Genomic DNA, 12704 nt, shown 5'->3' with positions numbered 1-12704 from the left:
GTTATTCATGTCATAACTTCATGATTTTAAAGGAAAAAATAGACTCACGTCACAGATTCTGATTACCATGCGTGGGTCGGCGCGATGCTTGCGTCCGGCGTATTAGAACCGGGCCTCCGTGCCTGCCCATCATTCATAGGTAAATATCACCATGCGCAATCTGATCATCGCCAAGCTCACCGCCGTTGCAGTCACCGGTCTGCTGTCGCAGAGCGCCTTCGCTGCCGACGGCACTGTCAACTTCATCGGCGAAATCGTGGACGCGCCGTGCTCGATCGCTCCCCAGAGCCAGAACCTGACCGTGCCGCTGGGCAAGGTCTCCCGTACCACGCTGGACGGCGCTGCCGGCAAGGTGTCGGCCCCCGCCAAGTTCGCCATCGACCTGCTGGGTTGTGGCGCCACCGCCAAGGGCGCGACGGTGACCTTTGCGGCCCCGGCCGACGCCCTCAACAAGAACCTGCTGCGCGTGGGCGTGGGTGAAGTGGACGGCAGCTTTGCCACCGGCGTGGGCATCCAGGTGGCCGACTCGTCGGGCAAGCAGATCCCGGTCGGCCAGGCGTCGGGCAACTACACCCTGGCACAGGGCGACAACGCTCTGCAGTTCCAGGCCAATTACATGTCCACCGGCCCGGCTGTCACCGTGGGCCGTGGTAACGCGATGGCACAGTTCACCGTCGCCTACAAGTAATCGCCGGCTGTCGGTACCCGGTCCAGGCCGGGTACCGGCATCGAGTACGGGATCGGGCGCCTTGCTGCAACAGCGGCCTGCCCGCCACCCGACCTTCACTACACATTTTTCCGTTCAGGCGGTGCCCTCGCGGTGCTGCCCTGGCCGCTGCATTTCCGAATATCCGAGAGACCTCCATGTTTTCCAAGCGTCTATTCCCGCAACTCAGCGGCCTGGTGCTGGCCGCCTGTCTATTCGCTGTTGCAGTACCGGCCTCTGCAGCGATCATGCTGGGCGGTACGCGCGTCATCATCAACGAAGGCAGCCGCGAGGCGTCGATCTCGATGAAGAACGAAGCCAACGCGCCGTTCGTGGTGCAGGCATGGATCGACGCGGGCGAGGGCAGGAACAAGACGCCTTTCCTGGTGACCCCGCCATTGTCGCGGCTCGATCCGGGTATGGAGAACATTCTGCGCATCGTACGTACGGGCGATCAGCTGCCGTCGGATCGCGAATCGGTGTTCTGGTTGAACGTCAAGGAAATTCCCGAACGCGCCGAGGAAGAGAACGTCCTGCAGGTGGCCGTCCGCAGCCGCATCAAGGTGTTCTACCGGCCGGCCGCACTGCGCGGTGGTGACGCGTCGCAGGCGCGCAGCAAGCTCAAGTGGGCCGTGTCGACGGCCGCGGGTGGTGGCGCTGTACTGAAGATTGCCAATCCGACGCCGTACAACGTCACCTTCACTCTGCTCAAGGTGGGAGAGGGGAAGGAAGAGATCAATCCGGACATGGTTCCGCCCCTGGGTGAACTGGTGGTTCCGTTGAAGTCCATCCGGGTCGCCCAGGCGCTTGGCCTGCGCTTTACCACGATCAATGACTACGGCGGCGAAACCGTCGAAGAGGCCGTCACCGCGCCGGCTTCCGATGTTCCGGTGGCGGTGCTGCCGCAGCCGGTGCCGGTTTCTTCCACGCCCTGATTCTCCGAAGGTGAACGCCGTGAGTCGTGTCTCCATTCCGTCGCGCATGAGCGGGCAGGCGATGTCCATCCTGGCGCTGGCGCTGTCCTCGCAGCTGAGTCATGCCCAGTCGCCTCCGCCCAGTGTCTTCAACGAAGGCTTTCTGGAAATCGGTGGTGACCAGCAGGGTGCTGATCTGTCGCTGTTCTCATTCGGCAACCAAGTGCTCCCCGGTGATTACCTGGTGGATGTGATGCGCAACGACGTCCGCCTGGGGCAATCGCAACTGCGGTTCAATACCGTGGAAGGCAAGCGTGATGCCGTGCCTTGCCTGACCGCGGGCATGCTGTCGTCCTGGGGTGTGAATGTCGCCGCCTTCCCGGGTATCGCTGCGCAATCGGAAGGTGGCTGCGTCGATCTGGGGGCGGTGATTCCCGAGGCTGCGGTGAACTACGACGCAGGTCGCCAGCAACTGACTGTGAGCATTCCGCAGGCAGCGCTGGTCAGGTCGGCGCGCGGTGCGGTGGATCCCTCGAAATGGGATCGGGGTATCAACGCCGCGATGCTGGACTACCAGCTCAACGTCGCAAACAACTCGGGATCCAACCCCCGCGATGGCGACCGCAGGAGCTTCATGGCCGGCGCCTTCGGCGAGCCCTACGAAGAGAAGAAGCCACGCCGTGACGCTGTATTTGGCAGTCTGCGCGGAGGCTTCAACCTGGGCGACTGGCGGTTCCGCAACTACACGACCTACAACCGCGACGTGATGGGGGAGAGCCGCTGGGATGCGGTTCAGACCTTCGCCCAGCGCGACCTGAAATCGATCAACGGGCAGCTGCTGCTGGGCGACGGATTCACCCCCGGTGACCTGTTCGACGGCTTCCAGTTCCGCGGCGCGCAGATCTCATCGGATGAATCCATGCTGCCCGACAGCCTGCGTGGCTACGCACCGACCGTGCGTGGCGTCGCGCAGACCAATGCGCGCGTCACCGTGCACCAGAACGGCTACATCATCTACAACACATACGTGGCGCCAGGTGCCTTCGTGCTGGATGACCTGTATCCGACCTCGTCCGGTGGAGACCTGCAGGTCACCATTACCGAAGCCGATGGCAGGGAAACGAAGTACACCCAAGCCTATTCCGCTGTGCCCACGCTGCTGCGCGAGGGAACATGGCGCTACAGCGCCACCGGCGGCCAGTATCGCCAGGGGTACGGCCGCTTCGAAGGCAGCCAGCCGCAACCCTACTTCTTCCAGGGCACGCTGGCCCGGGGCCTGGCCAACGAGTTCTCGCTGTATGGCGGTACCACGCTGGCGGGCAGGTACCAGGCAGCCATGGTCGGGTTCGGCAAGAACATGCGGGGCTTCGGCGCTGTGTCGGTGGACCTGACCCACGCGCGAAGCCGAGGCGACAGCGGCCACTCCTTCAATGGACAGTCGTTGCGTTTCCTGTATGCGAAGTCGCTGGAGGAAACCGGCACCACCTTCCGCATGGCGGGCTATCGCTACTCCACCAGCGGCTACCGTACCTTCCCCGAAGCGGTGGGCATGCTGTACGCGCAGGAGAATGGATTGCCCTTCGCCAACCGCCGCAACGAGCTGCGCCTGGAGGTTTCGCAGTCACTGGGCCGGTGGGGAACCCTCTACGGTTCGGCGCGGCAGCAGACCTACTGGGGCAGCGATCGCAAGGAGCGGCTGATCCAGTTGGGGTATTCGGGAAGCTACCAGCGCCTGACCTACAACCTGTTCTACAACCAGTATTCGAACCTGTATGGCTCGGCCAACAGGCAGGTGATGCTGACCCTCTCGCTCCCATTGGGGCGCAGCAGCAGTTCGGCGATGTATACGGCTTCGCACGACAGCAGCGGCAGGACCGCGCACCAGGCCAGCGTGTTCGGCAGTGCCTTCGACGATCACCGGATGACCTATGGCGTGACCCTGGACCGGGCCAACCAGGGCGGTACCAGTGGCAGCGGCAATCTCAGCTACAAGGGCCAGTACGGGCGCGTCGACCTCGGCCACAGCCAGGGCAACGGCTATGGCCAGACCAACCTGGGCGTGGCCGGTGGCTTGGTCATGCATGGCGAGGGCATCACCCTGTCGCAGCCCTTGGGCGAAACCATCGCACTGGTACGTGCGCCGCAGGCCGAGGGCGTGGGCATCGAGTCCCAGTCTGGTGTGCGCACCGATGGCAAGGGCAGTGCCGTGCTGCCCAATGTCACGCCCTATCGAACCAATCGCGTGGCGCTGAACACGCAGGATCTGGGCGACAAGGTCGAGGTGCGCAATGCAGCGATGGATGTTGTTCCCACGCGCGGAGCGGTGGTGCGGGCGCACTTCGAAACCGCGGTTGGCTATCGACTGATGCTGGTACTCAAGGGCGCCGACGGTCGACCACTGCCGTTCGGATCGCGTATCGAGAACGAAGCTGGACAGGAAGTCGGAGTCGTTGGGCCGGAGGGCCAGGCCTACGTGACCGGCGCGCCGGAGGCCGGCACGCTGAAGGTGATCTGGGGCAGAAGTGAATCTGCGCAGTGCACGCTGAAGTATGCGTTGCCGCAGCAAGAGCACCCGTCGCCGATCCGAAACCATGAAGAGAATTGCCTGTGAAGAACAATCCTGTACGTCTCATCCAACTGATCCTCGTTGGGGCCTTGGCCAGTGCGGCTCCGAGCGTCGCCCTGGCTTGGTGTCAGTTTCCACCTTGGCCTGTCACAACACCTCTCAGAATGGATATGGGCCTGGTTCTGGTGCCGCAGAATCTTCCTGTGGGGGCTGTCGTGAAAACATACCGTGGGAGTGCGGGTACCGGAGATGTGTGGTATTGCGGCCCTTCTGGTGGGTCGATTACGTTTGAGAACGTAGTTCTGTGGGGAGACCCGGTAGCAGGAAGGAGCGACGTTTTTTCCACAAACGTTCCGGGCATCGGCTACCGGCTTTCTCTGGTCGATTCGGGTTGGACCAGTACTCTGTTTCCGGGCAGCAGGACCATTGTTATTGGACCAGGTTCGCAAGCAGGACGCTTTGCTCAGTGGAACTGGATGTTCCAGCTGGAGATCATCAAGACAGCCGATCGTGTTGGAAATGGCCCTGTTTCTTCCGTTCCCGTGGGACGTATCCAGCAGGGGGCGGACGCTACCAAGCGACTCGTGATGGCACAGATTGGCGACATCCGCATTCTTGCCCCTTCGTGCCAGGTAGCCGTTGGCTCTCGCAACCAGACCGTCAATCTCGGGCAGGAATTCCGCAATCGATTCCGTGGCGTGGGCAGTACCACGGCCAGCAAAGACTTCCAGGTCGTAGTCAATTGCCAGGCATCGCCCAATGGCATCGAGAACATGGTTTCACTGACCATGGATGCGACGCCGGATGCGTCCAGCACGCCAGGTGTTCTGGGCATCGACACCGGCACGGGAACGGCGTCGGGCGTAGGCATCCAGGTGCTCGACAGTGCTGGCCAGCCTGTGGCGTTCGGCCAGCCAAAGCAGTTGGGCCAGTCGAAGGATGGCGATTACGTGGTGCCGTTCAAGGCACGCTACTACCAGGTCGCGAGCGCCGTTGGCGGTGGCCAGGCCAATGGCCGGGCCACCGTCACGTTGAGTTACAAGTAACGCTCGCTTGGAGACGGCCTGGGCAGCGCCGATGTTACAGGTACGCTAGGGTCACCTCGTATCCCTGTACGTCGCGCCTGCCGGGCACGTCGGTCTTCAATACGACCGGACGTGTCTGGACCCTCACGTGCCGAGCGCTGAGACGAAAGCGATCAGCAGGCTTGCCCGCAGCCTGGGCGCGTTCCGCATCGCACCAGATGCGGAATGGGGCCATCCTTGGTTGAAGCTGCGGCAGGCAGGACGCGGGCTCGACGATGGCGCCCTGGAAGTGGATGATCCCATCTGCGGCGTGTCCCGCCGATGCTGGTCCCAAAGCGCACAACAGAAGCGTGGAAAACCGGGCCTTGTACATGGCTGCGACTCGCTGGAAGAGGTGGGATTGCGTCTTGCCTGAGATTCCTGGCAGCGAACGTCGGGCAGGGCTGTTTCGCACGTATTCGTGATCGGGCTGATGTATCGAGGGCTATTTCTAATTCTGCTTTTGGGGCAACGCACTGTGCATGTACATCCCGTCGCGGGCCTCCCTGCGGCGGGAAGCTCCCCCCGCTGGACCGGCGTTGGGGATTCCACCCAGCCCCGATCCAAGGCGGCGCAATTATCCGGCGGCGCCTGCGCCAAATCTGCGCGCACGATCACGCTCTGGAATCAACGGCGGCTGTTCAGCAGCTCTGACCGGATGGGCTCGTTGGAGCCAGGAGCGTTGACCGAAAAGCTGCATCGGCGCAGATGTCAGGCAACCGCGATGCAGGGGGCCCTGAGTGAGCTTCGCTCAGCCCATGGCCAGGGTTGAGGCTGCCAGGGAAAGCAGGCTCGCCAGCAGTGTGACCAATGCGGTGCCGATCCTGTGAAGCCGACTGATACGTGCGACCAGCAGTACGACAGCGGCGCTGATGACTGTAGTGGCGAGCGCGCCCGGGCGCAGCAGGTGCGCCTGATGCACAGTGACCACGTGAACAGTGAAATGCGGTTCCGGCGGCAAGGGAAACTGGGCGTCGAGCGTATAGACGAGCGCGGCCATGCCGACGGCGCTGATCAGGCCGGGGAGATAGGGACGTACCCGCAGGACGCGGTCGCCTGCTGGAGAGGGGGAGGACGGCATGATGATGCAGAAGGAAGGATTCAGGGAGAGCTCTGCTCAGTCAGCTGGTGAGGTGCGAGGACCGAGTGCCTGATCGAGGCGGCGCATGCCTTCGACGTCGCGATGCAGATACGCAAGGAGAGCATCCAGGCGGCGTACCCGGTCTTCGCTGCGCAGTAGACGTGCTTCGATCTGCCTGCGTTCTGCTCCGTTGAGCGCGGTGTCACACAGGAAGTGGGTGTGCATGGCGATGAACTCTCGGCTGGTGGCCAAGGCAGCCTCGACTTCGGTGATTTCCTGCAGTCGCGCCTTGCCGATACGATCGCAGACATCGCCGAAGCTCTCCTCCAGTCGCGCGATGATCTCTGAATTCAGTGATCGACCGCCGCTGCGTGCGGCGAAGTCGAGGCGATCACGAAGATCGGAAGGGAACCGGAGAGTGAAGGGAATCATGTATTTCTTCATGGGAACGGATGGTGCATGGTGCGCAGCCATGCCGGCCCGCTGGGAGGAGCCGGCATGGCGGATGGGTTGATCTGGTACTGACTGCACCAGCTATGGCTGGCCATGTCTCGTGCTGGCATCCCGTGACGATGATGGGACATGTACGTGGGGCACGCCGTGCAGGGATTCTGCTGGAACCCGAGGCATGTTTCCAATCGTGCGGTCGTTGTTGTGGATGTCACAAAGTGCCTGTTGCGATGGATGCAGCGTGCGGGCAAGGCAGCTCAGTGATGGCGGCGCCGGCCTTCGCCAACAAACTCGGCCCGGCAGCCCCCGGTCACCCATACGCCATTTCGGCCCTTGCCCCATGTTTTGCCTTCCTCGCACGGTGTATTCGACAGTTGGCGGATCAGGCGCGCGCGTCCGTTGACGCGGCAATCCTGGCTGCGCCCCTTGATGGATTCGCAACGGACCACGCCCGAACCATCTTCGATCGGCACCGTAGCCGGAGCCGGCACATAGTAGTCATCTCGGCTATGGCCGTAGCCACTCTGGTCGTAGCTCGGGTCGTAGCCCGGAATGGCGGCGCACGCTGAGAGCAGCAGGGCGCTGGAGAGAGCGCAGATGATCGCGGGAAGGGACTTTGTACGGGACATGTCGTGATTCCAGTGAGGTGGCCTGGATTATTCGCATAGATGCGGGCGCCCATTCATAGCGGGCATCCATCCATAAAGTCGGGATTCAAGGACATGGATATGAAAGTAGAAAAATCCACTTTGTGACATGGGGTTTCCTGTGCTGAAGAACGGGATCCAGGCTGGCTTCGGTTACAGTGGTTGCGCATTCAATCCTTGGAGGCGCCATGCCCGAGTTGCTCGCTGTACTCACCATTGCCCTCCTGGCGACGATCAGCCCGGGCCCGGATTTTGCGATGGTGTCGCGCAACAGCCTGCTGCTGTCACGCCGGGCAGGTGTCATCACGGCGCTGGGTATCGGCCTGGCCGTGCTTGTGCATGTGAGTTACACGCTTCTGGGGGTCGGGGTGCTGATCCGCCAGTCCATCTGGTTGTTCAATGCAATCAAGCTGGCCGGCGCGGTGTATCTGATCTACCTGGGTATCAGGATGCTTCGTGCGAAGCCTGCAGGTGATCTGGCGGCCGCAGAGGTCGCGCCGCTCTCGGACCTGGGCGCACTACGGGTCGGCTTTCTGACCAACCTGCTGAATCCGAAGACGACGATTTTCATCGTCAGCCTGTTCATGCAGGTGATCCGGCAGGACACGCCGCTGCATGTGCAGATCGGCTATGGCGTGTTCATCGCCGCACTGCACATCGCTTGGTTCTCGGCGGTGGCGTTGTTCTTTTCCACGCGGCGGGTGCGTGATCGATTGCTGGCGGTACGCCACTGGATCGATCGCGTATTTGGCGGCCTGCTGGTGGCCTTCGGCCTGGTGCTGGCGACAGCACGCGGGCAGCGCTAGAAGCGCTGTGTGGCGCTGAACTGGAGGTAGCGGCCAATGGGATCGTCGTCGGCCACGGTATAGCCCAACGGGCTGCCGTTGTAGTTCTTCGGCGTGCGATCGGTCGCATTGAACATCTGCAATGCCAGGGTCAATCGCTCGCTGGGCTCGTAGCCGATGCCCAGATCGAGGGTGGTCATGGCAGGAAGATCACGTTGGAGCTTGCGGGCCAGTACCAGCTCTGGCGAGTCTTCAACGTAGGTCCATGGCGCCGTCAAGCCGCTGCGATGGCGCACGGTCAGGCGCAGGTTCCATGCGGCCCTGCGCCAATCGAGCTCCATGGATGCGTGTAATCGTGGCGTTTTGTCACCGGCCAGGTTGCCACGTGGCGGTGCCGACGGTATGTCACGCCGGAGCGTCTCGAGATAGTCCGCCTGCAGGCGGATCTGCCATTGGTTCATGGCTGGGCCATCCAGGCGCCAGGTGCCCTGTCCCTGCCAGCCGCTCACCCGTGATCGGCCCTGATTGGCGAGGTAGAAACGGATTCCGGTGAGGATGCCGTTGGCATCGCGGATCAACGAGGCTGTATCACTCGCGTCAACGTGGGGAACGATTTCATCGAGACGGTGAATCCGGTAGTGATTGATCTCCAGATCCAGGGCTGTCGACGGTGACCATTGCAGGCCGAGTGTCAGGCTGCGCGAGCGCTCCGGGCGCAGTGAAGTGCTGCGGGTGGGCTGGAACGCCAGAATGCAGGTCGGCACCGTACTGGTGTCGAGCTTGCAGGGTTCCAGTCCAGGCGTGGCGGGCAGGCCCAGTGCGTTGCCGGCCAACGGGGGAAGCACGCTGGGTGCACGCTCCTCATACAGAGTGGGAACGCGATACCCGGCGCCATAGGAAGCGCGCAGGGTCAATTCCTCCAGCGGCGCCCACGTGATGCCGGCACGCGGCGTGAACGAGGTGCCGAAGCGGGGATCGCGGTCCGCGCGCCAGGCCAGGTCCAGCACCGCACCGCGCGCAAAGGGGATGGCGAGTTCGCCAAACTGGGACAAGCGGAGCGCCTGGATGTTGAAAGGAGCCGGGTTGCCGCCCAGATATGCCGCGTAGCTTGAGTAGCCGGTGCGGTTGGCGGACAGGTCCGTAGCGAATCCAAGATGCTCGTGACGTAGTTCGATACCCGTGCGTGCCTCGACCGGGCCGTGGGCGAGCTGCAGGAGCGGACCGCCGATATCGGCGCTGAGACCTTCGGCACGATAGCGGCCACGAAGCCGGTTTTCCGCACCGAAACCGGGCAGGGGGGCTGTGTGGGGTCCGCCGCCGAGGGCGTAGCCCAGGTCGATCAGCTGTTGCTCCTCATAGCCGGCCACCGGCAGGTCGACGATGCCGCTGGCACGATTGATCACGGTATTGCTGTGGTGGAAGACGGCACTGTTCCAGCTCCAGCGGGATCCACCACCACGCAGGGTCACCAGCAGATCGGCATCGTGCATGTCCGAATCGAGGTAGATCGGGCCGGTATCGAAGAATACGTGCTGCCGCGCCGGCTGCGCGTCATTGACCAGCAGCACCTTCGCCGGTGCGTATTGTGCGTAGGTGCGGGCCTCGGCCATGCGCAGGGTCGCACCCAGTTCAGTGCGCTCGCCCAGAGGTTGCCGATAGGTGGCCATCGCGGCTGTCGACTCGCTGGCCGGCACCAGGCGGGTGTAGCGGGGGGGATCCAGGCTGCAGCGCTGGCCGCTGGGGCTGACATCATTCCCGACGCAATCTGCGGGCCGTTTTACACCGGAGCTGTTGATCGCCGCCAATGCGAATCGTTGATCATCCAGGCCAGCTGCACGCTGGTCTACCGTGGCCCAGCTACGCCTGCTGCCAAGCAGGCCGTCGTCGCGCCTACGATCGAATGCCAATGTCCACTGCGCCCCGCTGTCCATCGTCCCACCGAGGCTGGCGGCGAGGCCATGGCGTGCGGCATCACCGCGGGAGGACATGCCGGCGTACGTGCTGATTTCCGCGCCCTGATAGTCACGCTTTAGCACGATGTTGATCACACCGGCCATCGCATCGGAGCCGTAGACCGCTGATGCACTGCCGCTGACGATCTCGATGCGATCAATCATCCCCAGCGGAATGCTGTCGAGCGGGACGATGCTGCCGAAGCCCGCGGTGGTCAGGCCGAAGCTGGTCGTGCGCATGCCATCGATCAGGAACAGGGTGGCCTGCGGGCCAAGGGCCAGCAGGCCGGTGGTCGAAGACAGTGCAAGCGGGGTCGTCGGTGAATTGCCGAAGTTGGTCGACACATCCCAAGGGTGATAGGCGTTCATGCCCGGCCAGCGGCGCAGTACGTCGAATACCGAAGTGCTGCCACTGGCCCGGATCTGTTCGGCGGTGATGACTGACAGCGGTGCACTGCTCTGCAGCGATGTTCGCGGGATGCGGCTGCCGGTGACCTGTACGGCATCGAGTTCGGAGGTGCGCGGCGTTGCCTCGGCTTCCCGCTGGCGCGGCAATTGTGCGACTCGCAGCAGATAGGTGTTGGGGCTGATTTCCAGTGCGGTGAGGCCGCTGCCGCCGAGCAGCTGGGCCAGTCCCTCACGGGGAGAAGCATCGGCTGCCACGCCGTTGCTGCGCCGATGCGCGAGCAGTGCCGGCGAGTACAGTAGGTTCAACTTCACCGAGCTGCGGGCGAGGAACTCCTGCAACGCCGCTTCCAATGGTCCGGGGGCAATGGCCAGTGATGCGGCGGTGGTGGCCGTAGCCGCCAGCGCATGCATGGGCACGCTACAGGCGAGCAACGGCAGGCCGAGCAGCAGGGGGAGCCGGTGCAGGGGCAGGGTCATGGGCGGGTGTGGAGAGCTGGCGTCGCGCGAGGCGGGCTGGGCACAGAATGCATGGGGGGCTAGTTGGACTGGCGGCGTCGGTACAGGACGATCTCGTTGTGGTCGCCAGGGCGGGCCGTCAGTGACCAGCCTGCGTCCAGTGCGGCGAGGAAAGCTTGCTGGTCCTGTACGTTGAACCGCCCGCTGATCAGTAGCGTGCCGTCGGCAGTGTCGGCCAGGCGCAGTGGCTGGGTGCGGTAGCGGTTCATCTCGGCCAACACCCGGTCAAGGCGCTGCCGCTCGACCAGCAGGGCCCCCTGCGTCCAGGCATGCAGGGCATCGTTGTTGGTGTTGCCGATCTGGATTCGTCCCTGTGGATCGACGCGCGCCTGCTGCCCGGGGGTGAGCGATGCCTGGGCGGTGGAGCTCCCTTTGTGGCCGATGTCGACTTTGCCATCGAGCAATGCCACGTCCACGCCATCGGGGGCGCGTCGGACCTGGAAGGTAGTACCGATATCGCGGATCCAGACGTCGTCGGTAGTCACGACCAGCGGGCGTCGCGGATCGGCGCCGACCGTGAACTGGGCTTGCCCGCGCAGCAGTTGCAGCTGCCGCTCGCTGTGCGTGAAACGCACACTGATCTCGGTGTCGGTGTCGAGTACCAAGCGACTGCCGTCCTCAAGGGTAACGTCGCGTCGCTCGCCGATCGCAGTGGCGAAATGCTCGGGGGACGGGCGCCAGGGCTGCAGGACCAGCAGCGGTACCAGCAGTACCGCAAGTGCCGCAGCAATGCCGGCGGGCCAGCGCCAGCGAGCCTGCCTGACTGGTGCGCGACGGGCGCTGTGCAGCTCGGCGCGCAACAGTTCATCACCTGCCAGTGCCTGGGCCAGCAGGTGGCTGCGTTGAGCGCGCGCGAACTGTGCTGGATGCAGGGTCGACTGCTGCAACCAGTGTTCGAAGGATGCCCGATCCTCTGCGCTGGCGTCGTCGGCTTCAAGCCGGATCACCCAGGCGGCAGCGGCAGCGATGACATCGTCGTCGTCGCGTTCGTCGCGTTCGTCGCGGGCGGAATGAATGGAGGTCATGGGGAGCGTACCGTTTCTGCGCCGCGTGCCTTCAGGTGGCGATCGATGAGGGTCAAGGCCTTGGACATCTGCTTTTCGACTGCTTTCACGCTGACACCATGGTGCATTGCGATCTGCGGGTAGGACAGGCCATCGAGCCGGTTGAGCAGATAGGTGCGGCGGCACAGCTCCGGCAGCCGCCCGATTGCCTCGCGCACCATCAGCAGTTCCTGCTGTTGGGACGCGTACTGGTCGGGCATCGCGCTGGCCGGTGCCACCTCTTCACCGAGCTCGGCCATCAGCTGCCCCGACTGGGCCTGCGCCACCAGCTCGCGCCGGCCACGGTCAGCCAGGATGTTCAACGCGATGCGGAACAGCAGCTGCTTCAGCGCCGCAGCGGGTTGCCCACGGTACCGCATCAGCCGCTCGAAGCTCTCCTGGGTGATGTCCTCGGCCTCGTCGGAAGCCTGCATGCGTCGCCGCAGATAGCCCAGCAGCAAGGGGTAGTGCCGGTCGAGAAACCCCGGGAAGTCATCGTCATCAGGCGATGTTCCTGGCGGCGCGGGGGAGGAGTCCTGACGCATCGACGTAACCGGTCTCCGCACAACTCG

Annotated in this window: 11 protein-coding genes and 1 pseudogene; 6 read left to right on the top strand and 6 right to left on the bottom strand. The window is 63.6% G+C overall.

Going from position 1 to position 12704, the window contains the following annotated elements; genetic code table 11:
• Window positions 1-151 precede the first annotated feature (151 nt).
• The 5 genes from V9K93_RS06510 (at window position 152) to V9K93_RS06490 (ending at window position 5626) form a co-directional block, all read left to right on the top strand.
• Window positions 152-688 carry a fimbrial protein gene (locus V9K93_RS06510; protein ID WP_136638525.1) on the top strand — a complete coding sequence of 179 codons (537 nt, stop codon included), beginning with the start codon at window positions 152-154 and terminating at the stop codon, window positions 686-688.
• A 176-nt stretch (window positions 689-864) separates the two neighbouring features.
• Complete coding sequence (locus V9K93_RS06505; RefSeq protein WP_136638524.1) at window positions 865-1641, top strand: fimbrial biogenesis chaperone; 777 nt, start codon at window positions 865-867, stop codon at window positions 1639-1641.
• A 19-nt stretch (window positions 1642-1660) separates the two neighbouring features.
• Window positions 1661-4231 (top strand): fimbria/pilus outer membrane usher protein, encoded by a 2571-nt coding sequence (locus V9K93_RS06500; protein WP_337302234.1) that lies wholly within the window; start codon window positions 1661-1663, stop codon window positions 4229-4231.
• A gap of 119 nt (window positions 4232-4350) precedes the next feature.
• Window positions 4351-5232 carry a fimbrial protein gene (locus tag V9K93_RS06495; protein ID WP_337302233.1) on the top strand — a complete coding sequence of 294 codons (882 nt, stop codon included), beginning with the start codon at window positions 4351-4353 and terminating at the stop codon, window positions 5230-5232.
• Between the two features lie 127 nt (window positions 5233-5359).
• On the top strand, window positions 5360-5626 hold the full coding sequence (locus V9K93_RS06490; protein ID WP_136638522.1) for a hypothetical protein: 267 nt from the start codon (window positions 5360-5362) through the stop codon (window positions 5624-5626).
• A 375-nt stretch (window positions 5627-6001) separates the two neighbouring features.
• On the opposite strand, the gene V9K93_RS06485 is transcribed toward V9K93_RS06490, so the two are convergent.
• The 3 genes and pseudogenes from V9K93_RS06485 to V9K93_RS06475 all read right to left on the bottom strand — a co-directional run.
• A complete protein-coding gene (locus V9K93_RS06485; protein WP_337302232.1) occupies window positions 6002-6331 on the bottom strand; it encodes a hypothetical protein in 330 nt (109 codons plus the stop codon).
• 36 nt (window positions 6332-6367) lie between these two features.
• The gene (locus V9K93_RS06480; RefSeq protein ID WP_169050329.1) at window positions 6368-6775 is read right to left on the bottom strand and encodes an Arc family DNA-binding protein; all 408 of its coding nucleotides are present in this window, start codon (window positions 6773-6775) and stop codon (window positions 6368-6370) included.
• Window positions 6776-7050: 275 nt separating this feature from the next.
• Window positions 7051-7242 (bottom strand): annotated as a pseudogene (locus V9K93_RS06475) (DUF3011 domain-containing protein); the annotation flags it as partial.
• Between the two features lie 374 nt (window positions 7243-7616).
• On the opposite strand from V9K93_RS06475, the gene V9K93_RS06470 reads away from it, so the two are divergent.
• Window positions 7617-8234, top strand: a complete 618-nt coding sequence (locus V9K93_RS06470) for a LysE family translocator (RefSeq protein WP_337302231.1) — start codon at window positions 7617-7619, stop codon at window positions 8232-8234.
• Here V9K93_RS06470 and V9K93_RS06465 read toward each other — a convergent pair.
• Genes V9K93_RS06465 through V9K93_RS06455 form a run of 3 tightly spaced genes read right to left on the bottom strand, consistent with a single transcriptional unit; the run spans window position 8231 to window position 12677 of the window.
• Window positions 8231-11050 (bottom strand): TonB-dependent receptor domain-containing protein, encoded by a 2820-nt coding sequence (locus V9K93_RS06465; protein WP_337302230.1) that lies wholly within the window; start codon window positions 11048-11050, stop codon window positions 8231-8233. The genes V9K93_RS06470 and V9K93_RS06465 overlap by 4 nt on opposite strands.
• A 59-nt stretch (window positions 11051-11109) precedes the next feature.
• A complete protein-coding gene (locus V9K93_RS06460; RefSeq protein ID WP_337302229.1) occupies window positions 11110-12114 on the bottom strand; it encodes a FecR family protein in 1005 nt (334 codons plus the stop codon).
• On the bottom strand, window positions 12111-12677 hold the full coding sequence (locus tag V9K93_RS06455; protein WP_136638515.1) for an RNA polymerase sigma factor: 567 nt from the start codon (window positions 12675-12677) through the stop codon (window positions 12111-12113). The genes V9K93_RS06460 and V9K93_RS06455 overlap by 4 nt, the downstream gene beginning before the upstream one ends.
• Window positions 12678-12704: the final 27 nt, after the last annotated feature.

This window comes from Stenotrophomonas sp. CCNWLW162 (assembly GCF_037203745.1).
GTDB classification, from domain to species: Bacteria; Pseudomonadota; Gammaproteobacteria; order Xanthomonadales; family Xanthomonadaceae; genus Stenotrophomonas; species Stenotrophomonas maltophilia_AQ.
The sequence above is the reverse complement of the archived record's forward strand: the minus strand, read 5'-3'. Positions and strand labels throughout refer to the sequence as shown.